Here is a 26428-nt window from a genome sequence, read left to right as displayed (position 1 = left end):
CTTATGAAGACCCGTGCCGCCGTCGCCTTTGAGGCCAAAAAGCCATTGGAGATCGTCGAGCTCGACCTGGAAGGGCCGAAGGCGGGCGAGGTGCTGGTCGAGATCATGGCGACCGGCATCTGCCATACCGACGCCTATACGCTCGACGGGCTCGATTCGGAGGGCCTCTTCCCTTCGGTGCTTGGTCATGAGGGATGCGGGATCGTGCGCGAGGTCGGGCCCGGCGTGACGAGCGTCGCACCGGACGATCACGTGATCCCGCTCTACACCCCCGAATGCCGCCAGTGTAAATCGTGCCTCAGCCAGAAGACCAACCTGTGCACCGCGATCCGCGCGACGCAGGGCAAGGGGCTGATGCCCGACGGCACCAGCCGCTTCAGCTACAAGGGGCAGCAGATCTTCCACTATATGGGCTGCTCGACCTTTTCGAACTTCACCGTGCTGCCGGAGATCGCGGTGGCGAAGATTCGGCCCGACGCGCCGTTCGACACCAGCTGCTACATCGGCTGCGGCGTCACCACCGGCGTTGGCGCAGTCGTGAACACAGCCAAGGTCGAGCCGGGCGCGACGGTGATCGTGTTCGGGTTGGGCGGCATCGGCCTGAACGTCATTCAGGGTGCCAAGTTTGCCGGTGCGGCGCGGATCGTGGGCGTCGACATCAATCCGGATCGCGAGGAATGGGGCCGCAAGTTCGGCATGACCGACTTCGTCAACCCCAAGAACGTCGGCGACGTCGTGCAGCATCTGATCGCGATGACCGATGGCGGCGGCGATTATACGTTCGATTGCACGGGCAATACGGTGGTGATGCGCCAGGCGCTGGAGAGCGCGCATCGCGGCTGGGGCGAATCGATCGTCATCGGCGTCGCGGAGGCCGGCAAGGAGATCGCGACACGGCCGTTCCAGCTCGTCACCGGGCGCGTCTGGAAGGGATCGGCGTTCGGCGGCGCGCGCGGGCGCACCGACGTGCCGACGATCGTCGACTGGTACATGAACGGCCTGATCCAGATCGATCCGATGATCACGCATCGACTGAGCCTGGACGAGATCAACAAGGGCTTCGACCTGATGCACGCGGGCGAGAGCATCCGCAGCGTCGTCGTTTATTGATCCGCGGCCGTGGGCGAGCGGGGCGGCGCATTGCCTCCCCCTCGACTAACGCTCGGCCGCGCGGCATGACGGCCCGCTAAACCAAGGGGAGAGGACCTATGTTCAGCCACGTCATGGTTGGATCGAACGACATCGCACGGTCGCGCAAATTCTACGACGCCACTTTCGCGGCGCTCGGCGGCAAGCCGGGGATCGAGGACGACAAGGGCCGCCTGATCTACATGAACAACGGCGGGCTGTTCCTCGTCAGCAAGCCGATCGATGGCGAACCGGCGTGCCATGCCAATGGCGGTACGATCGGCTTTGCCGTGTCCGGGCCGGAGCAGGCGGATGCGTGGCACAAGGCCGGCGTGGAGAATGGCGGCGAGCCGATCGAGGATGCGCCGGGGGTGCGGTCGGCCGGGTTCGGCGATCTGTATCTCGCCTATCTGCGTGATCCGGACGGCAACAAGCTGTGCGCGATGCACCGTATGGGCGCGTAACCGCATAACGGATTGGGGAAGCATGGCGCGCCGTTGCGGTCGCGCCGGCTTCTCCCCACCCGTTTGCGCGCGCTTACGCCGTTCGCGTCACGCCGCTGAGCGCCAGTTGCCGGTCGATTGCGGCCACCAGTCGATCAAGCGCCGCCTGATCGCGCGCCTCGGCGCGGGCGGTGAGCATCGCCTGGGTGTTCGAGGCGCGCAGCAGCCACCAGCCGTCCTTTGTGGTGACGCGTGCGCCGTCGGTACGATCGACCGTGGCGCCCTCCGCCGCCAGCCGATCGAGCACCTCCTGCACCACCGCTTCGCGGCGCGCCTCGTCCACTGCGAAGCGTAGCTCGGGCGTCGCGACGACATCGGGCATGGCGTCGCGCAGGGCGCCGAGCGTTTGTCCGCTCTCCCCGACTGCCCGGATCAGCTGCACCGCGGCGTAGAGCGCGTCATCGTGCCCGCCGAGCTCGCCAAAGAAGATGTGGCCGCTCATCTCGCCGGCGAGCGGGGCGCCGATCTCGTGCATCATCGTCTTGATGTTGCTGTGGCCGCTTTTCCACATCACCGGCTCGCCACCGAGCTCGGCAATACGATCGAACAAGGTGGCGCTGGCCTTCACGTCGGCGACGATCGCGGCGCCGGGCCGGTCGCGCAGCACGCGCTCGGCCAGGATCGCGAGCAGCTGATCGCCGGCGACCACGCGCCCCTCGCCATCCACCGCACCGATGCGGTCGCCATCCCCATCGAAAGCAACCCCGAAATGGAGCCTTTCACGCGCCACCAGCGTCTGAAGATCGGCAAGGTTGGCTTCTTCGGTCGGATCGGGATGATGATGCGGGAAATTGCCGTCCACGTGGGTGAAGAGAAGGTGATGCTCACCCGGCAGCGCTTGCACCAGCTTCTCGATCGCCGGACCGGCGGCGCCATTCCCCGCATCCCAGCCGATCCGCAGCGCAGGGACCGCCGTGGCGGGTGTGAGGCGCGCGACATAATCGTCAAGAATGTCAATTTCGCTGACCCTGCCGGCACCGCTCTCCACATCGCCCTGCTCCGCGAGCGCCGCCAGTGCCGTGATGTCGGGGCCGAAGAATGGCCGGTGGTTCAGCACCATCTTGAAGCCATTGTCGTCGCGGGGATTGTGGCTGCCGGTTACCTGTATGCCACCATCCACCTCTAGCTGCCGCTCCGCATGGTAGAGCATCGGCGACGGGCCGATGCCGATGCGCAATACATCTACGCCCGCCGCCAGCAAGCCATCGACGAGTGCGGCTTCGAGCATGGGCGACGACAGCCGGCCGTCGCGCCCGACCGCGACGCGGTGCCCGCCGGTGCGGCGCACGACCGTACCGAAGGCGCGCCCGATGGCAGTGGCATCCGGCGCCGCAAGCGTTTTGCCGACCGTGCCGCGGATGTCGTATTCGCGCAGGATGGATGGGGGAAGGCGGTGCCGCATCGCCGCTGCTTACGCGGCACTCGCCCCGGCCGTCACGCGCAATTACGTGAAGCGCGGGAAGGGTCGCGCACAGCCCCTCCCCTATTCGTAGCGCAGCGCCTTGATCGGATTGGCGCGCGCGACCTTGAACGCATGGCCGGCGATCGTCGCCACCGCGATGCCGAGCGCCACGCCGCCGGCGACGAGGAACGGCAGCGGGGTCAGCGCCATGCGCGTGTCGAAGCCGTTCAGCCAGTCGCGCATCACCCACCAGGCGATCGGCCAGGCGATGAGATTGGCGACCAGCACGGGCCGGCTGAACTGCCACACCAGCAGGCGCACGATATCGAGCGTGCGCGCGCCCAGCACCTTGCGGATGCCGATCTCCTTCGTACGGCGCTCGGCGGTGAAAGCCGCAAGGCCGAACAGCCCGAGGCAGGCGATCACAACCGCGAGGATGGCGAAGCCGGCGAAGATCTGTGCGCGCCGTTCCTCGGCCTCGTACAGATCCTCGACAATCGCTTCGCTGAACTTTGCCTCGAACGGCACGTCGCTCACCGCCTGATTCCACACGCGCTCGACGCCGGCGCGCACGGTGGCGGGATCGCCGTCGTAGCGGATCACCATATGTGTCGTGCCTTCGCGCGTGCCGAGGAACATGATCGGGTCGAGCGGCTCGCGTACCGACCGGAAGCGCGAGTCCTTCACCACGCCGACGATGGTGATCGGCATCTCGCCATAGTCGGCGCCCATGCCGAGCCGCACGGTCTTGCCGATCACGTCTTGCGGGTTGCGGGCGCCCAGCTTGCGCGCGGCATATTCGTTGACGACGACGTTGGAGCCTCGCGCCACCAAGGCGCGGATTTCCGCCGGCGTTTCCGGGAAGGAGGTGCTCTGATCGTCCATCGGCCGCGCGGGATCGAACCAGCGGCCGGCGACGACCTTCAGCCCCATTGCGTCCTTGAAGCCGGCATCGACGCGGTAGCGGCCGAGCGTGACCGGCTCCGTACGCCCCGGCACCAGCACGCCCGAATTGCTGTTGTTCATCGTCGCCACGCCGATGTCGGTGCGCCCGACCGCGACCACGCCCGGGATGCGCTTCATCCGCTCCGCCAGTTGCTCGCCGCGCCCGATCAGCTGGTAGCGGCTGAGATTGTCGACCTGCAGGATGTGATCGCGCTTGTAGCCGGGATCGACCGAGCGGGCATACACCGTCTGGCCGTACACCACCGCCGTGCAGATGATGAGCGCGATGGAGATTGCGAACTGCCCCACCACCAGCACGCTGCGCAACCGGCCGCTTCCGGGCGTTTCGGCCGACGACTTGTTTGCTTTCAGCACGCTCGCCGGCTGGAAACGCGACAGAAAGAAGGCGGGATACAGGCCGCCGAGCAGGCCCACGATGATCACCAGCGCGATCGCTGGAAGAAGCATGCCGCCGCTGCCAACATAATCAAAGGTGAGGTCCGCATCGAGGAACGCGGCGAAGGGCCGGATCAGCAGCTCTGAAAGGGCAAGCGCGATAACGACCGCGATCAGCGCGACGAGCAGGGACTCGCCGACGAACTGCGCTATCAGTTGCTTGCGTGTCGCGCCCAGCACCTTACGCAGCGCCACCTCGCGGGCACGCTTGCCGGCGCGTGCGGTGGCAAGGTTGGTGAAATTCACCACCGCCATGCTGAGAATCAGCAATGCGATGATCGCAAAGGTGGCGATCGTACCGCGGTCGTTGCCGGGCGACATCGTCGCCGCCTGTGCCTTGCCGAGGTGGACGTCTCTGACGTTGACGAACTTCCAATCGGCATCGTCACCGGTGTTGTAGCGGGTGCCGCCGAAATTCTCGTCGGGGATGTTGCGCTTTTCCCAGGCGGGGAGCTGCGCGTTGAGCGTGTCCGGATCGGTGCCGGGCTTCAGCTTCGCGTAGATCCAGCCTGACTGGCAGCCCCAGCAGGTGAGGAACTCGGGCTCCTGCGCGAAGTAGGAGGTGAAGTCGCGGCGGAACACGCCGTTGATCTTGAGATGCGAATCCTTCGGCAGATCGGCGAGCACCGCGTTGATCCGGTAATCGTAGGTCTTGCCCTTCTGAATGAGGCTGATCGTGCGACCGACCACATCATCGGTGCCGAACTGGCGGATCGCCTCCGAGTGGGTGAGCACCGCGTTATCGGGCGCGTTCAGCGCGGTCTTCGACCCTCGCAGAAGCGGCAGGTTGATGACCGAGAGCAGGTCGCCATCCGCGATTAGGTAATCTTCGGTGGTGGCGACCTTTCCATCCTTTACGATCGTCGGGCTGCCGGACAGGACGTAGACCGTGCTCTCGACCTGAGGAAAATCCTTCTTCAGCCGTTCTTCCGCAACATAGCTGGCCATTTGCAGGAAGGCGGGCGGGCCGTCGCGCGGGTTGGGAAAATAGGTCTGGAATTGATAGGTGTTTTCCGCGTCGGGCAGCCACCGATCGAAGCTGGTTTCGTAGCGGATGAACGCCAGGATCAGCAGGCACGCCGCCATGCCGATCGCCAATCCCAACAGGTTGATGACCGAATAGACGCGGTTCTTGGCCAGGGCATTGATCGCGACGGTGACATAGTTGCGCCACATGGCAGGGTGCCTCCTAAGGCAGGTCCGACAGGCTGAAGAAAGGCGGCGTTGCGTCAGGCGGCGCGGCGGCGTTCCTGCAGGATGCGCCCGTCGAGCATGTTGACCACGCGGCTGGCGTAATCGGCGTGGGCGGGCGAGTGCGTCACCATCACGATGGTCGAGCCCTCGCCGTTCAGTTGCTGGAGCATGCGCATCACCTCCTCGCCGTGATTGGTGTCGAGGTTGCCGGTCGGCTCGTCCGCGAGGATCAGCTTGGGCGCGGCGACCAGCGCGCGGGCCACCGCCACGCGTTGCTGCTGGCCGCCCGACAGCTGGCTGGGGCGATGGCGCGCGCGGTGCGCGATGCCGACGCGGTCCATCACCTCCTCCGTCCGCGCGCGCCGTTCCCTGGCGGAGACGTCGTGGTACAAGAGCGCGAGCTCGATATTGTCGCGCACCGTGAGCTCGTCGACGAGATTGAAGCTCTGGAAGATGAAGCCGATGTTGGCTTTACGAAATTCGGCCAGCTTCGCCTCGCCGAGCCCGGCGACCTCGGTGGTGTCGAAAACGTAGGAGCCGCCGGTCGGGCTATCGAGCAGGCCGATGACATTGAGCAGCGTCGACTTGCCGCAGCCCGACGGCCCCATGATCGCGACGAACTCGCCGGCAGCAATGTCCAGGTCGATCCCGTCCAGCGCCACCGTCTCGACGCTGTCGGTGCGATACAGCCGCATCACATCACGCATCCGGAGCATCAAACATCCTTTCCTTGGGTGAGAGCGAGCGCGTCCTTGTCGGCGAACCCGGTATAGGGGGAGGTGATCACGCGCTCGCCCGGGGTGAGGCCGTCGAGCACCTCGACATTGTCATTGTTGCGCCGACCGAGGCGCACCTGGCGCTTCACCGCCGAGCGACCGTCGGGCGCCACCACGAAGACCCAGGCGCCGCCCGTATCGTTGTAGAAGGCGCCGTTCGGGATGAGCAGCGCGGGCGCCGGATCGCTGAGCGTCAACCGGGCCTGCACCGTCTGGCCGCGCTGGAGCCGCTCGGGCTCGGCGCCGACGAACTGCAGTTCGATCTGAAACTGACCGTTCTGCACCTGCGGCAGGATCCTGGAAACGCGTGCCCGATAGCTACGGCTGCCTGCCTCGATGCGCGCCTGTTGCCCTACTTCGACGCGGCCGAGGAAAAATTCGTCGACGCCGGCCTGCAGCTTGTTGCGCCCGGGCGAGTCGATCTGGCCGATCCGCTCGCCGCGCGACATGGACTGGCCGACCTGGATCGAAAAACCCGACAACTGCCCCGCCACTGGCGCCCGCAGGTTCAGCGCATCGAGGTTGGCGCGGGCAAGCTCCAGCCCGGCCTGTAGCGATGCGGTAGAGGCGCGCTGCTGCGCAAGCTGACCGCGCTGCAACGTATCGTCGGTGCTGCGGCCTTGGCTCACGACGGCGAGCCGCTGACGTTCATAACGCAGCTGGTCGCCGGTATCGGCGAACTGCCGCCCGGCGACAAAGCCGCGCGCGGCGAGCGGCGCTTCGCGATCGAATTGCCGCTGCGCCTTTTCCAGCGCTAGACGCGCTTCGAGGACCGCGCGTTCGTTCTGCACGCGGGTCTGCGCGAGCGACAATTCCTGCGCGCGCATGTTGTTGATCTGCTGCTCCACCTCGGTCTGGCGGGCGAGGGTCGAGAGCTGGAGCTCGGCATTGGACAGGATCGCGATCGACTGGCCCTTGGCGAGCATGGTGCCGTCCTCGACCAGCACCTTTTCCACCCGGCCGCCCTCGATCGCATCGATATAGACGGTGAGCAGCGGGGTGACACGGGTGCGCAGCGGAATGTAATCCTCAAAGGTGCCGCGGCGTACCTCGGCGATCGTCAGCCGGTCGGCGGCGACCGATTGCGTGCCGGGGCGCGGCGCGACCCACCAGAACAACAGCAGCATGAGGACCAGCGCGACGGCACCGCCCGCGATCACCCAGACGCGCGGCAGCCGCTTGCGCGCCACCACGCGGTCCATGCCACTGCCCGAGACGGCGCGCGGCTCCGCCACCGCATCCTGCGGCATCCGCATGACGCTCATGTCGTCCGTTTCCGAACAGGGGTGTGCGAAAACGGACAGGTCACAACGACACCGACAGATTGATGTGCGGAGTCGAGAGCGTCAGCGCAAACGTCGGCTTGGCCCCAGGAGCCGGCGCTTTCACAAGGGCGGCGACGGCCAGTGCCATGGCGAGGAGCAGCATGAGGCGGGCGAAGGACGCTTGGGTCATGCCAGCCTGTTTGCAGGCAGCGTGCCAAGTGCGCGTCACGCCAGAAAGAGCGCCAGAATCGCGCGGCTTTTCCCAATATGGCGCCAAGACTTGGGAAGCTGCGCCGATCGCCGAAACAGTGAGAACTACAGCAAGCATTTGAGAACAGGCGACTTGCTGGAGGTGGCACGAGAATTGATTGTCCGAAGTCGAACAATGGCTGTACGAGAGCGGACGGGATGGGGCCTGAATTCGATCGCTGCGTGATCGTCGACGACGACGATGATATCCTGTTGGCGGCACGATTGCTGCTGCGGCCGCTGTTTCGCGAGATCGTGACCGCGCAAAGCCCGGAAGAGGCGTTGCCCGAGATCAAGCGGCAGGCGCCTGACGTGGTGCTGCTCGACGCGAACTTCGCACGTGGCGCAACCGATGCGAGCGAGGGGCTGGCGTGGCTCGACCGGCTGACCGCGATCGATCCCGAAATGGTGGTGGTGATGATCACCGCGCATGCCGGCGTGCATGTCGCGGTGGCGGCGATGAAGCGTGGCGCGACCGATTTCGTGCCCAAACCCTGGTCCAACGAGCGGCTGCTCGCCACGGTGCGCACCGCCGCCGCGCTGCGTCGATCGCGGACCGCGGCGGGCGCGCCGCAGCGTGTGCCCGCGGCCAAATCGCCGTTGCTGGGCCATTCGCCGGCGATCGCGCGCGTCCATTCGTTGATCGATCGGGCCGCGCCGACCGACGCCAACGTCCTGATTCTGGGGCAGAATGGCACGGGCAAGGAAGTGGTGGCGCGCGAGCTGCACGCGCGGTCGCAGCGTGCGGGCCAGGTGCTGCAAACGGTGGATCTCGGCGCGATCGCGACCGAGCTGATCGACAGCGAGCTGTTCGGCCATGTGAAGGGCGCGTTCACCGATGCGCGCGCCGACCGAGTCGGGCGCATCCAGGCCGCTGACGGCGGCACGCTTTTCCTGGACGAGATCGGCAATCTGCCGCTGCACCTGCAGCCTAAGTTGTTGACCGCGCTGGAACAACGGCAGGTGACGCCGGTGGGCGCGAACAAGCCGGTGAAGGTGAACATCCGCGTGATCGCCGCCACCAACATGCCGCGCGACCGGCTGATGGACGAACGGGTGTTCCGGCAGGATCTGCTGTATCGGCTGAACACGGTGGAGATCGACCTGCCGCCGCTGGCCGAGCGGCCGGAGGATGTGATCGAGCTGACCGAGCATTTCCTCCACCATTATGCCGCGCGGTACGACCGCCCCTGCCCCATGCTGAGCGATGCGGCGCGCGCCGCGCTGATTGCGCATGACTGGCCCGGCAATGTGCGCGCGCTGCGCCATGCGGTGGAGCGCGCCACGATCCTATCGGCCCGCAACGTGCTGGAGCCGGAGGATTTCGGCCTGCTTCCGGGCATGATCCGGCCACATATCGCGCTCGCGCGGCCAGCAGAGGATCTGAACCTCGATCGGGTCGAACGGCGGCTGGTGGAAGAGGCGCTGCGCAAGCACGGCTACAACATCACGCTCGCCGCGAGCGAGCTGGGGCTGTCGCGCGCCGCGCTTTATCGCCGCATGGAAAAACATGGGCTTTGACCGGCGCTTCACGCTGGGGCTGGTCTTCCGCATCTCGGTGCTGCTGCTGGCATTGATGGCGGTGGTGTGGGCGTTCCGCACGCCATCACTGGTGATGGTGCGGGTGGTGACGATCGGTATCTCGATCCTCGCCGCAATGACTTTGTGGCGGCACGTATCGCGCACCAACCTGGAGCTCGCCCGGTTTCTGGAGGCAGTGCGGCTGAGCGATTTCGCCGCGCACTTTCCCGAGACGGGCGGTGCTGGCTTCGGCACGCTGGGCACCGCACTGAACGACACGATCCGGCGGTTGCGCGAACAGCGCGGGCAGACCGATGCCGAACTGCGCTACAAGGATGCGCTGATCGACGACATGCCGATCGCGCTGCTGACGATCGACGCCGGGCGGGTGGAACCGGGCAACAAGGCAGCGCGCGCCCTGTTCACGCGGCACAGCGGCGTTCGGCCCGAGGATTATGCCGTCTACGGCGCAACCTTTGCGCGGCGGCTGGCCGATGAAGATGCAGCGGGCGAGGAGATGCTGATCCTGAACCTCGACGGGCGGGCAAAGCGCACCCTGGTGCGCCAAGCGCTGCTCAACCGGCTGGGGCGGCGGACGCGCGCGGTGGTGGTGCAGCCGGTGCAGGAAACGCTGGATGCGGTGGAGATGGCGGCGCAGACCGACATCATTCGCGTGCTGACGCACGAGATCCTGAATTCACTGACCCCAGTCATGTCGCTGGCGCAGACCACCGCGACGCTCCTGTCCGACGACAACGTCGATGCGGCGCGGATCGCCGATGCGCGCGAGGCGGCGGCGACGCTGACACGGCGGACGCAGGGACTAGGGCATTTCATCGACAGTTATCGCGTGGTCGCGCGCGAGCCGACCGTGGTGCAGCATGCGTTTGATGCGGTAGAGTTCGCCGAGGAGCATGCCCGGCTGTTCCGCGCCGAATGGCCCGCCGTGGCGCTGACAGTGGCGGCGAGCGCGCTGACGATCCACGGCGACCGTGCGCTGCTGTCACAATTGCTGCTGAACCTGTTGCGCAATGCGGCGCAGGCGGCGAGCGCGCATCGGCCCGACCCCGCCGTCACCCTGACGATTGCGCCCGCCCGCCCGGTGATGATCGAGGTGACGGACAACGGGCCCGGCGTGCCGGCGAAGTTGCGGCAGGAGGTGTTCCTGCCGTTCTTCACCACGCGCACAAGCGGCACCGGCGTGGGACTGAACCTCGCTCGGCAGATCGCGGTGGCGCATGGCGGCACGCTGGAGGTGCATGACGCGCCGGGCGGCGGCGCGCTTTTCCGCTTATTGCTGTAGTGTGATTGGTGCCGATGAAGCGTCGCGGCACCGGCGTTTACGCCATTGCTGTGGCAATTGGCTGAGGTGCCCGCGCGTTACACGCTGATAGAATGACAAAAGGCCGCTCCGCGTCGCGGAACGGCCTTATCAGTCTAAGATGATCGAATCAGACCTTGTCGCCAAGCGCACCCTTGACGCTGCCCTTCACGTCCTGACCGGTGCCCTTGAGCTGCTGAGCCTTGCCTTCGGCTTCCAGCTCGGGATTGTCGGTCGCATCACCGTAGAGTTCCTTGGCCTTGCCCGCGATCTTGTTGCCCGCGGCGTCCAGCTTGTCGGTGAGTTCGCCCATCATGGTCTCCTACGCTACATTCCTGAGCGGCTGCTCGAGGTTAGTATCAAAACGGTTCTTTCCGCCGGTAGTTCCAGGCACGACTACGGGAACTCGACACCATCAGCCGGAGCACTAAGCTGGCAACGCTTGGCCTCCATAGGCGCGTTTCCGACCGACGCGCCCGGCCCGCAATGAGGACTGAAATTAGCGCCGTCAGTGATCATCGCCTCTGTGCCCAGGCTATCGGGAACATTAGCCGGCCGCGAGGTTTCTGGGGCGCACGGCAATGAAAGGGTTCCCATGCTTAGTTCACTGATCGGCGCGGCAATCGGCAGCGCGATTGACGGTGCGGATGGCGACGACTCGACGCTCGATGGCGCGATCGGCGGCGCAATCGCCGGCATGATGGTGCGCGCCTTGGCGCCGGTCGTACTGACCTACGCGACCGGCTGGTTAGTCCTGCACGGCATCGGCAAGGCGAAGGACCTGGTCTTCCAGAGCAGCGCGAGACAGGACTGACCGCGCGGGTGCCGCGCCATTGGTTCGGCGATCGTCGGCAAGCCGATAAGACCCGCGGGTAAAGAGCAAGTATCCGCGGGAACGCTTTGCCTCACGAGAGCGGGATTCTGCTATCCGCTATCGTCATATCCATGGAACGCGGATCCATATACTCTGGACGCCGCGAACGAAGCGGGCACTGCGTTTATGGATTCCCGCCTTCGCGGGAATGACGGGGGCGGCGGGGTCCGGGAGCGGGTGGTTCCTGCTGATGATCTGACACCCGCATCACGCCGCCTGCCCGGCCGTACTGCGCTACTTCAGCCACGCGAAGGCTGTGGCGAGTTGGGCGGTGCCGCCGCCGCGGAAGATGTCGCCATGGGCGAAGATCACCGTGTCGGGGGCGAGCGCCAGCATGCGATCAACGGCCTGCCGGACCTCGCCGGCGTGCGGCAGGAGCGCGGCGCGCAGCTGTAGCCCGGTGGTGCCGCTGGTGGCGCGGGTGGCGCGCATCACCGCGGCGGTGGCGGGGCGCAGCTTGGCGGGATCGAGATTCTCGATGAGGTCGGTGAGGATCAGCGTGCGGCTTTCGCGGTGAAAGAACCATGCCTCCTCGAACCCGCCACCGCCGGTGACGACGCCCTGCTCCAGCGCCGCGTCCCACGCCGGCGCGCCGCCCTCGACCAGATCATTGTCGATCCGCACGCGCGATTGCTGCACGGCGTCGCGCGTGCGCAGCGCGGGCACTGCCCAGACGGTGGCGTCGGGACAGGCGCGCTGCCATTCCTCCACGAACATCCAGTGCGCGAGCGTCGGCGCGACCAGATGGCGGATTGGGCCGACCGCGGTCAGCGCCCTGGCGAGCGACGGCGTGTAGCGCGTCGGCGAATGGAGCCACAGCCCGCCATCGGGCAGGCAGATCACCGTCATGCGGATCGGCAGCTTCATGCCGAGCGCGCTGATCGGGGCGCTGTCGACGATCCAGAGGTTGTCGGCGAGCGGCTTCAGCGTGTCGAGCGGTGGGTAGCCGATCTCGTCATCACTGTTGGCCGCACCGCGCGCGAGAAAGGCGCCGGCCGCGAGCAGGCCAACGGCCGCGACGGCCGCGCCGATCCGCTTGCCGCCGCGGCGCCGCGTGTCCGGCGTCTCGGCCCATTGCCCGGCCTCGGCTGCCGCCACCGGCATCTTGGCCTCGTCGTTGATGACCGGCTGCACCGCATCGGTGGCGATGTCGGGTGTCTGCGTAGCGATGAGTTCCTCCCGCAAAATCGGCTTCAGCGTCTTTCCGCTCGCGTTGCGCGGAAACTCTGCCGTTCGAAGAACAATACGCACCGGCACCTTGAATGGTGCCAGATAGGCCGCGGCGTGGGCGATCAGCGCTTCCTCGGCCACGGTGGCGCCGGGGCGCAGCTGCACCAGCGCGCCGACCTCTTCGCCAAGGATGCGGTGCGGCAGGCCGACGACCGCGGCGTCCATCACGGCCGGATGCGCAACGAGGACATCCTCGATCTCGACGCAATAGACGTTCTCGCCGCCGCGGATCAGCATGTCCTTGGCGCGGTCGAGCAGGTAAACGAAGCCTTCCTCGTCGATGCGGCAGATGTCGCCGGTGTGGTACCAGCCGTCGGTGAAGGTCTGGGCGGTCGCGGCGGGGTTGTTCCAATAGCCGGCAACCACATTGGGGCCGCGGATCCAGAGTTCGCCGGCCTGGCCGCGCGGCAGCTCGTTGCCGCCGTCGTCCACCACCTTCACGTCGCAGACCGGCACCGGCAGACCGACGCTGTCGGGGTGGCGCAGGTAATCCTCCGCATTGTTGCCGATCGAGACGGAGGAGGTTTCGGTGGCACCATAGCCCTGGCTCGGTTTGAACCAGGGGAACAGCTGCGCGAATTTCAGCGTCAGTTCGGGCGCGATCGCCGCGCCGCCATAGCCGTAGCTGTCGAGGCTGGAGAGATCGCGCCGGGCGAAATCGGGGGATTCGAGCACCTGCCACACCATTGCGGGCACGCCGGTGGTGCCGTTGACCCGCTCGGTCTCGACCAGCTCGAGGAACCGTTCGGGATTCCATTTGTGCATCAGGACCAGCTTGGCGCCGGCGATCACCGTCGGGATCAGCATCGAATTGGTGCCGGTGACGTGGAACAGCGGCACGGGGAGCAGGTTCACCCGCTGCGGAGCGTTCGGATCGGGCTCGGGCAGCGGATCGCCGCGGCGCAGCGTGGCGCGCGCGGCGCCAAAGGTGATCGAGACGACGTTGGTGAGCGCGTTGCGGTGCGTGCCGAGCGCGCCCTTGGGCCGGCCGGTGGTGCCGCTGGTGTAGAGGATCGTTGCGGGATCATCGGTGTGGAGGCCGGGATCGGGCATCGGATCGTCGGGCAGGTCGGCATAGCCTTCGCTGGATCCGATCAGATCATCGAGCGGGATCGCGGCGGTGCCGTGCGCGTCGTCGGTGCGGACGGAGATGAGGCCGTCGAGCGCCAGATCGGCGACATGGGGTGCGAGCCGCTGGAGCCGATCGCCGTCGACGATCGCGACCTTGGCGCCCGAATTGCTGATGCCATAGGCGAGCTCGTCACCCAGCCCCCAGGCGTTGAGCGGGGTGACGACCGCGCCGATCGACATGCCGGCCCAGAAGGCGAGCGACCATTCGGGCAGGTTGCGCATGGCGACGACCAGCCGATCGCCCTTGCGCACGCCGAAGCGATCGTGGAGCACGCGGCCGAGCTGACCGGCGGCGCGGAAATGCGCGGCGTAGGTCTGGCGCTCGCCCTCGTAGATGATGAACTCGCGGTCGCCCCAGCCGAGCGCCAGATCGAACACCTGGCGCAGATCGTTCATGGCGTTGACATAGGTGCGCAAACGGACGCCGCGGATCACCTCCTCGCGCGTCTCGAACGGGGCGCCAGGGGCGGTTAGCTGGCGATAGGCCTCGGCCAGGTCGACGGCGGGCCATGGCCGATCGGTCGCCGTCACAGCGGGCTGCTGTTCCATATCCTCATCCTCTCGCTGCACCGGCTTTGCTCGGCCCTTGCCCGATGAGTGTTGGATGATTGACGCTAGGGCAAGGCCGAATTTCTTGTGGCGGCGTAAATGACGGGGCGGCGCGATCAGGCTGTTGCCCGCATCGCACCGCCCTCCCCTTTTATGCCGCGGCGGCGATCAGAAGCGCACGCGCCCCGTCACGCCGTAGAGGCGCGGCTGACCGAGGAAGGCGCCATAGGTGCCGGACTGGAGCGGCTGATCGACAACGACCTGGTAGTAATCCGAATTGGTCAGGTTCTGCGCCCAGACCTCCAGCGACCATGCCTCGCTCACCGGCTCGATGCCGATGCGCGTGTTGAGGATCGCGAACGGCTCCTGCACCTTCAGCGGATCGAGGTTCGAGCCGGTGTTGTAGCGCGACGACCATTTCAGCGACGCCGAGGCGAGAAAGTTCAGATCGGCGGTCATCGGCTGTTTGGAAGTGAAGCCACCGGTGACGTTCCACTTCGCGGCATAGGGCAGGCGATTGCCCGACAGGCGCGTGAGGTTGGGCAGCGGCGGGGGGAAGTCGCCGAACTTGGTGTCGGCATATGTCGCGCCGGCGTTGAGTGTGAGGCCCTGGATGCCGGTGTTGAACAGGAGGTCCATGTCGACGCCCTTCGACGTCACCTTCGGGATCGATGTCACGACGAAGCTGACGCCGGTGTAGGTGTTGAGCTGGAAATCCTTATAGGTCTGGTAGAAGCCGGCGATGTTGGCGAACAGGCGACGGTTTAGCAGCGTCGTCTTGGTGCCGATCTCGTAGCTTTCGACCTTTTCGGTGGCGAAGCTGGTGTCGGGATTGAGCACGCCGGGGGCGAGCCGCGCGCGATCGAGGTTGAAGCCGCCCGATTTGAAGCCGTTCGCGTAGGAGCCATAGGCCATCACCGCGTCCGACAGGCGATATTGCAGCTTGGCGGAGCCGGCCCAGCGGTTTTCGGGGCGGCGCTGATTGATGGTGGCGTTGTTAAACGCGGCGTCTGCCGTGGGCGTGCAGATCGCGCCGACCGCGGCGGCCGGCAGGCGGCGCGCGATCGCCGCGGCGCAGGCGTTGCCGGGCGCGGTGTTGGTATAGGTCGACGTCGCGCGCTTTACCTCGTCGGTGTAGCGGATGCCGAGCGTCAGATCCAAACCCTCGGCGAGCGTCAGCGTATTGTCGGTGAAGACGGCAAAGGATTTCGCGCGGTGGCGGTGCGTATCCTGCTGCCCGGTGTTGGGCACGAAGTTCGTCCCCGCCGGCAGCCCGGTGAGCGCCGACACGAGATTGGCGTTGGTGCCGCCCGACAGCAGCAGCCCGAAATAGGGCTCGTACGCCGTGCCGAAGAAGGTGTTCTGCCGGCTGACCAGCCGTTCGTCGGCGTAGAAGACACCCAAGATCGATTTCAGCCGCTCGCCATTATAGGCCAGCCGCGCCTCCTGCGAGAACACCTTGAACTGGTTCGAATTGCCATCCGAATTGCGATACCACAGGTCGGCGGAGGAATAATCGATATCGACGCCGCTGTTCGACCGATAGAAGCGGTAGGCGGTGATCGAGGTGAGATCGAGCGTCTCGCCAAGCTCCCAATTCACCTCACCCGAGACGCCGCGATCGCGGATGCGGAAATCGGTCGGGCGGTTGGCATAGGTGGTGCGGTCGAACGCGCGGCCGTTGCGCAAGGTGCCCGCGTCGGCGGCGAGCGCGTCGATGAAGGCGCCGGTCGCGCCGGTGATGATCGGCGCGTTGACGCAGCAATCCTCGTCGCGTTCGGACCAGTCGCCGATCAGACGGACGTTGAACGTGTCGCTGGGGCGGATCAGCAATTGCGCGCGGACGGTCCAGTTATTCTCATTGTCGGCCTCTGTGCTGGTACGCGGGCCCGCGCCGGTGCGCACGTTCCAGAAGCCGTCACGCTCGCGCTTCAGCGCAAAGATGCGGCCCGCCACGGTATCGCCGATGATGCCGCCGGTCGCCGCGCCCGAGATCGTATAGGCGTTGTAATTGCCGTAGCTGCCGACGAACTCGGCGGAGGGATTGAAGCTGGGCGAGGCGGTGACGACGTTGATGACGCCGGCCGACATGTTCTTGCCGAACAAGGTCGATTGCGGGCCCTTCAGCACCTCGATCCGCTCCAGCTCGCCGAGATCGCCGAAGGCGACGCCGCTGCGCGCGCGGTACACGCCATCCACGATCGTGCCGACCGAGCTTTCGAGGCCGGGATTGTCGCCGACGGTGCCGACGCCGCGGATGCGGATGGAGGTCTGCGCCGGGCTGGTCGAGGAGGTGACGTTCAGGCCCGGCGTGATCGTCTGGAGATCCTTGACGTCGCGCACGCCCGCGGCCTCCAGCTGCGCCTGGTTGAGCACAGACACCACGATCGGTACGTCCTGCAGCCGTTGCTCGCGCTTCTGCGCCGTCACGATGATGTCGCCGGTGGTGTCCGCCTGCGGGCTGCGCCCGGGCGCGGCGGCGCTGGCGCTGGTTTGCGTACTGGTTTCGACACCAGCATCCACGTCTGCCGGCGGCGTGGCGGAGGCGGCGTCCTGCGCCAGTGCGGGCGCGGCGGCCAGCAGGGATGCGGAAAGGGCAATGGCGGACGCGGTATGACGCAACATGACTTGTTCTCTCCCCGGAGCGGACGTTGATCACGTCTCTCTTCCGGCATCAGCAGCAGATGCCGGTGTGTGTTCCTACCGGGGAACGGCGACTTACGTAGCTGCCACTTGTGCTAGGGTGCGCCGCAAGCTGACCGTGGCGCCGCGGTCAGCCGGGGATCCAGCGCGGGCCGCTGTTCGCGGGATCGTCGAGCACGATCGGAGACGGCAGGTGAACGAACTCGACCTGCATGCCCCAGGGCGTGACGCCGAACCAGCAGCGATTGCCCGCGCCCTTTTCCTTGCCGCCAAGCTCGATCGGTCCGTCGCGCATGGTGCCGCCCGCGTCGCGGAAGCGCGCCGCCGCCGCGTCCAGATCGTCCACGTAGAGCGCGAAATGGTGCATGCCCATGTGGCTGGGCGCGTCGGCGGTGGAACCGTGGCCGCCCTCCACCTCGAACAGTTCGACGTTGGCGCCATCGGCGATCCGCATCATGCGGATGGCGACAATGCGCGTGCCCGGCTCCAGGCCGTTCTTGTCGCACATCTCGTCGCCTTCCTGCGCCTTGCCATGCTTTTCGATCAGCGCGTACAACGTCTTGGCATCGAAAGCGCGTTGGAAGAAGCGCTCCGCCGCCTCGATCGACGGCACCGTGATGCCGACATGTTCGATACCCTTGATCACACCCACACACCGTCTCCTGCTTGCGGGCAGAGAACGGTGCGCCGGGTGATGGGTTGCCTGCCCAAAAGGGCGCGAGAAGGACGCGCTGACCGGCGAACCGCTTGAGCGGGCGGGAAAAGTGCATATATACTGGTCGTTATGGAATCGACCGCTGCACCGTCCGTCAAGGGGCGTCCGCGCGAGTTCTGCGTCGATGCGGCGCTGAGCAAGGCGTTGGGCGTGTTCTGGACAAAAGGCTATGAGGGGGCCTCGATGGCCGACCTCACCGAGGCCATGGGGATCACCAAGCCGAGCCTCTACGCCGCCTTCGGCAACAAGGAAGCCTTGTTCCACAAGGCGCTCGACCTCTACGAGGCCGAGAAGCTGGCCTATACCCGCGAGGCGCTGAAGCAGCCGAGCGCGCGTGCCGTTGCCGAGCATTTCATGCGCGGCGCGATCGAGGCGCAGACCAGCAGCTGCGATCCCAAGGGGTGCCTGGGCGTGATCAGCGCGACCGCTTGCGGGGCCGAAGCCGAATCGATCAAGGCCGACATCATCGCCCGGCGAGCCTCCTCGCAGCAGGCGCTGATCGACCGCTTTCGCCAGGCCAAGCGCGATGGCGACCTGCCCGACCATGTCGAGCCGGAAAGCCTGACCCTGTACCTTTACGCGATCCTGCAGGGCATGGGCGTGCAATCGGGCTCCGGCGCGTCGCGCGCGGAGCTGGAGCGTGTGGTGGAAACCAGCCTGATGATGTGGCCGACCGCCTGAGCCAATGAACCGATGCGGGCGCGCGAACCGGCGCCCCACCGATCAATAGGCTGGTGGATCGCTGGCCGGGAAACTTTCGTCCGACGCCTCGTCGACGCGCGACCATTGGGCCGGCGGGTCCCTGACCTCGGCGGGGCCAGCATCGCGCACCTGAACCACACCGCCGAGCTCGCCCGGCAGGCGGGCGAGCGCCACGGGCGCTACCGACGGTGCCGCAACCGGCGCGGCGGCCGCCCGGCGCCGGCGCCCACGTCCGACGACGAAGCCGAGCCCGAGCGCCGCGACGATCCATGGCCACGGCGATGGCGCGGGCGCGGGATCCGCCCAGGTTTCGTCGTTGCTGCTGCCGGCTGGCTGCGGTGCCGCCGTCGCGGGCGTCGTCTGCCACGACGCGGGGCGCACCACGTCGGGCTGACCGGCGGGCGCGGCGTCCGGCAGCAGCGGCGTGTCGTCTGTGGCGGCCTTCGCCTCTTCCAGCGCATCGGGCGCTCGGGTAGGCGACGCGCCGGCGCCGTTCGCCTCCGCGAAGGCGACGCCCGATTCCTCCTCCACCGCAATCGGCGGCTGATCCGGCGGGATCACGTCGCGATGATAGCCGGCGTCATCGGCGGGCGCAGCCTCGCCGCGCATGCCGTTTTGGGCCGGCGCCTGGTGATTGGCGGGATCCGCCATGCCGTAGAGCCGCGTGTCCGGGTCTGCCATCGATCGGTCCTTTCGTCTTGCCGTACCAACGGGCCGAACCGGGGAGCGATCCCGGGAATCCGTTTGATGAAAAGCAAGGCCGTCTTGCCCTTGCCTGCCAGCATTGGCGTGTGCGAGCAGTCGGGCATGTGGCCGGCATTCATGAGGACCGTCATTTGATCCAGATCGCGACTTCGCCCTCTGCACCGCCACCTTTGCCGCCCCCCTCCCCCTGGTACACCCACCTGTACGTTCAGGTGCTGATCGCGATCGTCGCCGGCGTGCTGCTGGGCCATTTCGCGCCAACGACCGGCGAGGCGATGAAGCCGATCGGCGACGCGTTCATCAAGCTGGTGAAGATGATCATCGCGCCGGTGATCTTTCTCACCATCATCACCGGGATCGCGGGGATGCGCGACCTGGGCGCGGTGGGCCGCGTGGCGGGCAAGGCCTTTGGCTATTTCCTGTTCTTTTCCACGCTGGCGCTGATCGTCGGGCTGATCGTCGCCAATGTCGTGCAGCCGGGCAGCGGGCTCAACATAAATCCAGCGACGCTGGATGCCAGCAAGGTGGCGGATTATTCGGCCAAGGCGCATGAATCGACGCTGGTCGGGTTTCTGCTGGGCGTCATTCCCGACACGTTCCTGTCCGCGCTGACCGACGGCAACATCCTCCAGACGCTGTTCGTCGCGATCCTGTTCGGCATCGGCCTCGCGATGATCGGCGAGCGCGGGGATCGGCTGCTCGGCGCGCTGAACGACGTGTCGCTTGCCGTGTTCAAGGTGGTGTCGATCCTGATGCGCGCGGCGCCGCTGGGCGCGTTCGGCGCGATGGCCTTTACCATCGGGCGCTATGGCGTGGGCACGCTGGCGAACCTCGCGATGCTGGTGGGGACATTCTACCTCACCTCCCTGCTGTTCGTGCTGGTGGTGCTGGGCACGGTGGCGCGGTTGTGCGGCTTCTCGATCCTGCGGCTGATCGCATATCTGAAGGCGGAGCTGCTGCTGGTGCTCGGCACGTCGTCGTCGGAAAGCGCGCTGCCCTCGCTGATCGAGAAGATGGAGCGGGCGGGCTGCGCCAAGTCGGTGGTTGGGCTGGTGGTGCCGACGGGCTATTCGTTTAACCTCGACGGCACCAACATCTACATGACGCTGGCGGCGCTGTTCATCGCGCAGGCGTGCAATGTCGACCTGACGCTGGGGCAGCAATTGCTGCTGCTCGGCGTCGCCATGCTGTCGTCCAAGGGCGCGGCGGGGGTGACGGGCGCAGGCTTCATCACGCTCGCCGCGACGCTGTCGATCGTGCCCGACGTGCCGGTCGCGGGCATGGCGCTGATCCTGGGGGTGGACCGCTTCATGTCCGAATGCCGCAGCCTGACGAACTTCATCGGCAATGCGGTGGCGACGGTGGTGGTCGCGCGCTGGGAGGGGCAGCTGGACAAGGCGCAGCTCGACCTCGCGCTTACCGGCCGCGCGCCGCCGATCGCCGACGTGGTGTGAGCGCGGCCGCTTAGTGCAGCGGCCAGGTCCAGATGACGAGCGGCGTGCCGACCAGCACGATGAGGAGCGACAGGGGCGCGCCGAGCCTCGCGTAATCGCCGAACTTGTAGCCGCCCGGCCCGAGCACCAGCGTGTTGCACTGGTGCCCGATGGGGGTGAGGAAATCGGACCCCGCGCCGATCGCGGTGGCGATCAGGAACGCCTCGGGCCGGTAGCCCAGGTCGTGTGCGAAGACCGCGGCGATCGGCGCCATCACCAGCACGGTGGCGGCGTTGTTGAGGAACGGCGTCACCGCCATTGCCGTCACCATGATCAGCGCCACGGCGCCCCATGCGGGGAGGCTGGTGGCGACATCGGCAAGGCCCGTCGCGATCAGATCGGACGCGCCGGTGGTGCGCAGCGAATCGCTGACCGGGATCAGCGCGCCGAGCATGATGAGGATCGGCCATTCGACCGCCTGATACGCCTCGCGCGTGGGCAGCGCGCCGGTGGCGATGACGACACCGGCGGCGGCGAAAAAGGCGACCGCGACCGGCACCAGCTCCATCGCGGTCGCGGTCATGGCGATCGCGAGGACGATCAGCGGCAGCCAGCTACGCCCGCTGCTGCCCAGCCGTAGCATGCGCTCGGCCAGCGGCAGGACGCCGAGGTCGTGGAGCCGATCGGGCAAGCGCACGAGCGAACCTTGCAGCACGACGACATCGCCCGCCTTCAGCTTCGTCTCGCCGAGCCGCCGCGCGAGCCGCTCGCCGGAGCGCGAGAGCGCGATCAGGTTGACGCCATAGTGCGACTGGAGCCGCAGCCGCTCCGCGGTCTGGCCGACCAGCACCGAATTGGCGCCGATCACGCCCTCGATCACGCCGATCTCGTCGCCTTCGTCATCGGTCAGGTCGCGCTGCTCGCCCTCCAGCACCAGGCTGTCCGCGGCGATGACGCGTTCCAGCGCGTCGGGTTCGCCCGCCATGATGAGAATGTCGTCCTGACGCAGCTCGACATGGTGCGCGGGCACGGTGCGCATGTCGGCGCGCAGCAGGTTGGTGACGTTGACGTCGTGATCGTGCCGCTCGAGGAACGCGCCCACCGTTTCGCCGATCGCCGGCGATCCTTCGGGAATGGTCGCCTCGGTCACATAGCCGGTGATGTCGAGCGCATCGCCCATCGTCGCGGTGGCGCGCCGATCGCGTGGGAGGAGGCGATAGCCGAAGCGCAGAAAGATCATGCCGACGATCAGCAGGCCGAGGCCGGTCGGCAGATAATCGAACATGGTGAAAGGCTGCCCCGTCATCTCCTGCCGCACGCGGCTTACGATGATGTTGGGTGAGGTGCCGACCAGCGTCATCAGCCCGCCGAGCAGCGAGGCAAAGGACATCGGCATCAGAAAGACGGAGGGGCTGGTGTTGTTCTTTTTCGCCATCTGAAACGCGGCGGGCATCAGCATGGCGAGCGCACCGACATTCTTGACCAGCGCGGAGGCGATGCCGACCGAGGCAGTGAGCAGGACGAGTTGCGAGCGCACCCGCTTGATCCGCCGCGATACGAAGGCGAGCGCGCGCTCGATCAGCCCGGATCGCTGCATCGCCGCCGACATGACCAGCGCGGAACCGACGATGATGACGATATCGTCGGAGAAGCCGGAGAAGGCGTCCGCCGGCTTCACGATGCCGACCGCCAGCGCCGCAAGCAACGCGATGATCGCGGTGACGTCGTAGCGAAAGCGCCCCCAGATAAAGAGCCCCATCATGCCGGTGAGCACGGCCACCGACAGCCATTGCGGCGTGGTCATCGCAGGGTCGCCCGCGCGCTTGCGCCCAACATGAAGCGCCGATGCGCCAACGCCCAAATCCCCGTCATGCCGCGGTAACGCGCCATGCGGGGAAAGGGGCCATACAGATCAAACCCTTGTGGGCAGATCGAAGAAAATTTTGGCCGGGGCGACGTCCATGGCTGCAGACGCCCCCCGGCCGCGGGACAATCGGCTCAGAATTGGTAGCCGAAGCCCGCATTCGCGCCGCCATAGCCCTGGCTGTCGATCGAGGCGCCGATGCGGAAGATCGAGTGCCCGTCGTTGAGGAAGGTCGAGGCGCCGACCGCCAGCGCGGACTGACCCCGGTAGGTGCCGCCGCCGATCGCGACCATCGAGCGGCCCGGCTCGTTCGCCTGCGGCAGGCCCGCCGCCGCCAGCGCCGACGACGTGCCGGCGCTAAGATCGCGGCGCACCTCACGCAGGTTGAAGTTCATCGACGTCAATGCCTGGTTGAGCCGCGTGTCGGTGTAGGCGTTCGCCTGGTTCACGGCGCCCTGCAGGCCGCTTTGCAACTGGCCCACGTTGACCGCATCGGTCGCCGACGTGCCCGCCGCCACATTGCGCAGTACCACCGCGCTGCCCGTGGTGTTGAACGTCACCGAGGTGCGGCCCTGATCGTATTGCACCGAATTGGCGCCAAGCGCGGCGGCTTGCTGCGCCACCTGATTGGTGGCGTACAGCTGCCCGCCGTTCACCGCCTGGGTCGATCCGGCCGCCACGGCGCCGGCCGCGACATTGTTGATCGCCACGGGCGCTGCGGCATCGCCTCCGGCGAGCGTCACGCTGTTGGCACGCGCGCCGGCTGCGTCGCGGTCATATTGCAGGCTGTTGGCGGCCTGTTGCGACACCGCGAACAGCTGCTGCCCGTTCACCGCATCGGTGGAGGTTGCCGACACCGCGCCGCCGGCTACGTTGTGAAGCGTGACGGGCGCTGCCGGATCGGCGCCGACAAAGGTGACGTCGTTGGTCAGCGTGCCGCCGTTCGGCACCGTCGGATTGTCGGGGTTGCTGTATTGCACGGGGCTGACCGCGCTGCCCGTCACCAGATTGTTGAAATTGGTGATCGCGGTGGTGTTGGCCGAGACCTGCGCGTTGGTGGTGGCGAGCTGATCGCCGTTCACCGCGTCGGTCGATCCGGCGACCAGGGCGCCGGCGCGCACATTGTGGAGGCCGACCGCGCCGCCGCTGGCGCTGACCAGAGTCGCATCCTCGCTGACCGTGCCGCCGTTGGGCGTCGTCGGCGTCGCCGCATCGGCGTAGCGCAGCGGCTGATTGGCGAGGCTGGTGTTGATGTTGGTGATCTGCGTGGTGTTGGCGTCCACCTGCGTTGTCAGATTGGTGACGTTGGTGTTGGTGCCGGTGACGGAGTTCTGCAGATCGGTGATCGCGGTGGTGTTGTTGGCGACATCGGTCTGGAGATTGGCGACGTTGGTTTCGGTGGTCGTCACCCGCGCGTCGATGTTGGTGATCGCATCGGTATTGCCGGCCACCGCCTGATTGGTGGCGAACAGCTGATCGCCATTCACCGCGTCGGTCGATCCGGCGGCAAGCGCACCCGCGCGCACATTGTGGAGGCCGACCGCGCCGCCGCTCGCGCCGAGGAGCGTCGCTTCGTCGGTTACCGTGCCACCGTTGGGAACCGTCGGCGTTGCCGGATCGGCATAGCGCACGGGGCCGGCCGCGATGTTGCCGAGATTGGTGATGGCGGTGGTATTGGCGGCAACCTGCGCATTGGTGGCGAACAGCTGGCTGCCGTTCACCGCCTCGGTCGAGGTGGCCGACAGGGTACCCGCGCCGACATTGCCGATCACCGTACCGCCGGCGCCGGCCAGCGTCACGCGGTCGCGTGCCGCCCCGTCATATTGCACCGCGCGGTCGGCAAGCGCCGTCACCTGTGCGGCGACGCCATCGACCTGCCCCACGGTGGCGGCGTCGGTCGCGGCGGTGCCGGCGGCGACGTTGGTCAGCTGGCGCTCGGCGCCCGGCGCCCCGATCGACACTTCACCGACGGAGTTCTGCGCACCGACCAGCCCGGTGGCGGTGTAGTTCGCCAGCGCGCCGCGGCCGGCGACCGATCCTGCGCCAAGCGCAACGCTGTTCGCCGCCGTGACGCTGCTGTTCGTACCCAGCGCGATGCTGCCAGTGGCGCCCGCCTCCGCGCGGGCATTGTTGCCGAAGGCGATCGCGTTGATGTCGCTGGCAAAGGCCGCTGCGCCGTCCGCGCCAAGGCCGGTGATCTGGTTGCCGCCGATCGCCACGCCGGCGGGCGCATCAAGCGTGATCGAGTCTGCCGTTAGGCGGCACTGATCGGTCGGGCCGACCACCGTGCCGTCAGTGGCGAGCGCCTGCAACGTGATCGGCGCGCCGTTGGCGGCATCGGTCAACAGGCCGGATGCGTTCAGCGACAGATCGGGCAGCAGGCCACCGAGCAGCGGCAGGCCCAGAATATCGTTCACGCGACCTTCGACCGGTGTGGCGATGCCGGTGATCACGGGCGTGAGAATGTCGGTAACGGCAGAGCGCGGCAGGCTGACGCCCGAGCATGCGCTGACGACGCGCTGCTGCGCCTCGGCCTGCTGCGCGGTGAGCACAGCCAAGAGAACCGGCGACCCCAGCAACGAGCGGGTCAGCAGGCGGGTCATCATCGAAGAGCGAGATTGTGTATGGTCAGCCATGTCATCCTCCTTTTCGGCCGATCATTGCGGCCGGTTCGGAAAGGATGCTGCGAAGCGTTCAACGCTTTGTTACACGTATTTATACGTAATTTGCGCCAGAATTAACTATATGCCCGGCAATGACTAGAAGCGAAACATAGTTAAAGATGCCATAATAGAAGAACACAAGCAGAATACACGCTTATTCCTCACCGAATCTCCCGCGATTACTGCGAGTCGCCAGCATATTTATTTTCAAGGGAACTTACCCAACACTCGTGGATTATAGACTATTGGCTCGCTTGCAAGCGTCTTTTGGCGTGCCATACATCACGGTTGCGAGATGCGCCATCAGCGCATGCGCCATGGACAGAAACCTGATCATCTTCAGCATGAGCGGCAGCCAAAGGCCGGCTCAATGCTAGTGTGTTGTGGCGCTCACGAAATTGTGGCGCGCTTCAACTGCGATCGCGCCACTTGAGTGCGAGGAAGTTTGCTTGATCATATAAGGTCTCGGCTGGGTCCAAGCCTTTGCCGGTGCGGACCTCTGAAGCCAGGAGCCTTATAAATAAACAGCGGCGCACCGCGCACGGTACGCCGCTGCCATGATGTGCAGGGTAACCGCCCTGCGATCCGCCGCTAGATCGTGGCGGCCGTCCGTGGGCGCGTGGCGCTGTGACCGCCGGCGCGGTACAGCATGTCGGCGGCCTGATCTGCCGCCATGCCGCTGCGGCCGGCGTCCACGGAGACGAACACGCCGCCATCATTGATGCGGCTGCCGTAATAGCCGGCATCCTCTTCGCTGACGCCGTGATCGGTCATCACCTTTTCCAGGCCACCGGCCGCGCCGCCCAGCGCCGCGCCGGTGATCGCCATGCCCGGCACCATCGACGATGCGATCGCGCCGCCCGCCACCAGCGGGCCGACGCCGGGGATCGCAAGTGCCGCGATGCCGAGGATCGTGCCGATGCCCGCGCCGGCCGCCACCTTGCCGATGAATTCCTTGCTGTCGGCGCCGCTGCCGTCGCCGATCGTCGTCTCGCCATCGTGGCGCGCAATCACCGAGATCGCCTCATCCGAGACGCCGTTGCGGCGCAGATCGTCCACCGCGCGCTCGGCGTCGGCATGGCTGTCGAAAACTGCGGATACGAGATTGCTGGTCATCATCCCTCCTGTCGCGACATGGTCGCAAAGCCTGGAACATGAA

General features: G+C 66.7%; 20 protein-coding genes. 7 read left to right on the top strand and 13 right to left on the bottom strand.

The annotated features are described in order from the left end of the window. Positions 1 to 3: 3 nt before the first annotated feature. Together SPDO_RS05275 and SPDO_RS05270 are read left to right on the top strand one after the other, a co-directional pair. Positions 4 to 1110, top strand: a complete 1107-nt coding sequence (locus SPDO_RS05275; protein WP_088366449.1) for an S-(hydroxymethyl)glutathione dehydrogenase/class III alcohol dehydrogenase — start codon at positions 4 to 6, stop codon at positions 1108 to 1110. Positions 1111 to 1208: 98 nt separating this feature from the next. Continuing rightward, positions 1209 to 1592, top strand: coding sequence for a VOC family protein (locus SPDO_RS05270; RefSeq protein ID WP_088366448.1), 384 nt, complete (start codon positions 1209 to 1211; stop codon positions 1590 to 1592). A gap of 73 nt (positions 1593 to 1665) precedes the next feature. Here the strand turns inward: SPDO_RS05270 and pgmG are convergent, their stop codons facing one another. From pgmG to SPDO_RS16800, 5 genes are all read right to left on the bottom strand, one after another. Continuing rightward, on the bottom strand, positions 1666 to 3033 hold the full coding sequence (gene pgmG, locus SPDO_RS05265; protein ID WP_088366447.1) for a phosphoglucomutase/phosphomannomutase PgmG: 1368 nt from the start codon (positions 3031 to 3033) through the stop codon (positions 1666 to 1668). 81 nt (positions 3034 to 3114) lie between these two features. Beyond that, on the bottom strand, positions 3115 to 5610 hold the full coding sequence (locus SPDO_RS05260) for an ABC transporter permease (protein WP_088366446.1): 2496 nt from the start codon (positions 5608 to 5610) through the stop codon (positions 3115 to 3117). 53 nt (positions 5611 to 5663) lie between these two features. After that, on the bottom strand, positions 5664 to 6344 hold the full coding sequence (locus SPDO_RS05255) for an ABC transporter ATP-binding protein (protein ID WP_088366445.1): 681 nt from the start codon (positions 6342 to 6344) through the stop codon (positions 5664 to 5666). Next, the gene (locus SPDO_RS05250) at positions 6344 to 7669 is read right to left on the bottom strand and encodes an efflux RND transporter periplasmic adaptor subunit (RefSeq protein ID WP_088366444.1); all 1326 of its coding nucleotides are present in this window, start codon (positions 7667 to 7669) and stop codon (positions 6344 to 6346) included. Before SPDO_RS05250 ends, SPDO_RS05255 begins: the two co-directional genes overlap by 1 nt. Before the next feature lie 40 nt (positions 7670 to 7709). Continuing rightward, a complete protein-coding gene (locus SPDO_RS16800; RefSeq protein ID WP_158212151.1) occupies positions 7710 to 7859 on the bottom strand; it encodes a hypothetical protein in 150 nt (49 codons plus the stop codon). A 218-nt stretch (positions 7860 to 8077) separates the two neighbouring features. Between SPDO_RS16800 and SPDO_RS05245 the strand changes: the two genes are divergently transcribed. Then, positions 8078 to 9439: a sigma-54-dependent transcriptional regulator gene (locus tag SPDO_RS05245; protein WP_088366443.1), complete on the top strand. Its 1362-nt coding sequence runs from the start codon at positions 8078 to 8080 to the stop codon at positions 9437 to 9439. Continuing rightward, the gene (locus SPDO_RS05240) at positions 9429 to 10742 is read left to right on the top strand and encodes a sensor histidine kinase (protein ID WP_088366442.1); all 1314 of its coding nucleotides are present in this window, start codon (positions 9429 to 9431) and stop codon (positions 10740 to 10742) included. The genes SPDO_RS05245 and SPDO_RS05240 overlap by 11 nt, the downstream gene beginning before the upstream one ends. A gap of 148 nt (positions 10743 to 10890) precedes the next feature. Here the strand turns inward: SPDO_RS05240 and SPDO_RS05235 are convergent, their stop codons facing one another. After that, positions 10891 to 11073 (bottom strand): CsbD family protein, encoded by a 183-nt coding sequence (locus SPDO_RS05235; RefSeq protein WP_088366988.1) that lies wholly within the window; start codon positions 11071 to 11073, stop codon positions 10891 to 10893. 282 nt (positions 11074 to 11355) lie between these two features. Between SPDO_RS05235 and SPDO_RS05230 the strand changes: the two genes are divergently transcribed. Continuing rightward, complete coding sequence (locus SPDO_RS05230; RefSeq protein WP_088366441.1) at positions 11356 to 11574, top strand: hypothetical protein; 219 nt, start codon at positions 11356 to 11358, stop codon at positions 11572 to 11574. Positions 11575 to 11868: 294 nt separating this feature from the next. On the opposite strand, the gene SPDO_RS17035 is transcribed toward SPDO_RS05230, so the two are convergent. The 3 genes from SPDO_RS17035 to SPDO_RS16795 all read right to left on the bottom strand — a co-directional run bounded on the left by SPDO_RS17035 (position 11869) and on the right by SPDO_RS16795 (position 17839). Continuing rightward, positions 11869 to 14544: an AMP-binding protein gene (locus SPDO_RS17035; RefSeq protein ID WP_088366440.1), complete on the bottom strand. Its 2676-nt coding sequence runs from the start codon at positions 14542 to 14544 to the stop codon at positions 11869 to 11871. Positions 14545 to 14712: 168 nt separating this feature from the next. Continuing rightward, positions 14713 to 17169 carry a TonB-dependent receptor gene (locus tag SPDO_RS05220; protein ID WP_088366439.1) on the bottom strand — a complete coding sequence of 819 codons (2457 nt, stop codon included), beginning with the start codon at positions 17167 to 17169 and terminating at the stop codon, positions 14713 to 14715. A gap of 148 nt (positions 17170 to 17317) precedes the next feature. Then, positions 17318 to 17839, bottom strand: a complete 522-nt coding sequence (locus tag SPDO_RS16795) for a VOC family protein (RefSeq protein WP_158212150.1) — start codon at positions 17837 to 17839, stop codon at positions 17318 to 17320. A gap of 132 nt (positions 17840 to 17971) precedes the next feature. Between SPDO_RS16795 and SPDO_RS05210 the strand changes: the two genes are divergently transcribed. Continuing rightward, complete coding sequence (locus SPDO_RS05210) at positions 17972 to 18583, top strand: TetR/AcrR family transcriptional regulator (RefSeq protein ID WP_088366438.1); 612 nt, start codon at positions 17972 to 17974, stop codon at positions 18581 to 18583. A 42-nt stretch (positions 18584 to 18625) separates the two neighbouring features. Here the strand turns inward: SPDO_RS05210 and SPDO_RS17310 are convergent, their stop codons facing one another. Further along, positions 18626 to 19285 (bottom strand): hypothetical protein, encoded by a 660-nt coding sequence (locus SPDO_RS17310; RefSeq protein ID WP_088366437.1) that lies wholly within the window; start codon positions 19283 to 19285, stop codon positions 18626 to 18628. 164 nt (positions 19286 to 19449) lie between these two features. Between SPDO_RS17310 and SPDO_RS05200 the strand changes: the two genes are divergently transcribed. Then, positions 19450 to 20763 (top strand): dicarboxylate/amino acid:cation symporter, encoded by a 1314-nt coding sequence (locus SPDO_RS05200; protein ID WP_088366986.1) that lies wholly within the window; start codon positions 19450 to 19452, stop codon positions 20761 to 20763. Between the two features lie 10 nt (positions 20764 to 20773). Here the strand turns inward: SPDO_RS05200 and SPDO_RS05195 are convergent, their stop codons facing one another. The 3 genes from SPDO_RS05195 to SPDO_RS05185 form a co-directional block, all read right to left on the bottom strand. Next, the gene (locus tag SPDO_RS05195; protein WP_088366985.1) at positions 20774 to 22546 is read right to left on the bottom strand and encodes an SLC13 family permease; all 1773 of its coding nucleotides are present in this window, start codon (positions 22544 to 22546) and stop codon (positions 20774 to 20776) included. A gap of 194 nt (positions 22547 to 22740) precedes the next feature. Continuing rightward, a complete protein-coding gene (locus SPDO_RS05190) occupies positions 22741 to 25242 on the bottom strand; it encodes a YadA family autotransporter adhesin (protein ID WP_088366436.1) in 2502 nt (833 codons plus the stop codon). A gap of 618 nt (positions 25243 to 25860) precedes the next feature. After that, positions 25861 to 26385, bottom strand: a complete 525-nt coding sequence (locus tag SPDO_RS05185; protein WP_143559588.1) for a hypothetical protein — start codon at positions 26383 to 26385, stop codon at positions 25861 to 25863. Positions 26386 to 26428: the final 43 nt, after the last annotated feature.

It is taken from the genome of Sphingomonas dokdonensis (assembly GCF_002197685.1).
Lineage (GTDB): Bacteria > Pseudomonadota > Alphaproteobacteria > Sphingomonadales > Sphingomonadaceae > Sphingomonas > Sphingomonas dokdonensis.
Note: the sequence above shows the minus strand (reverse complement) of the source record. Positions and strands in the feature narration are given on the sequence as shown.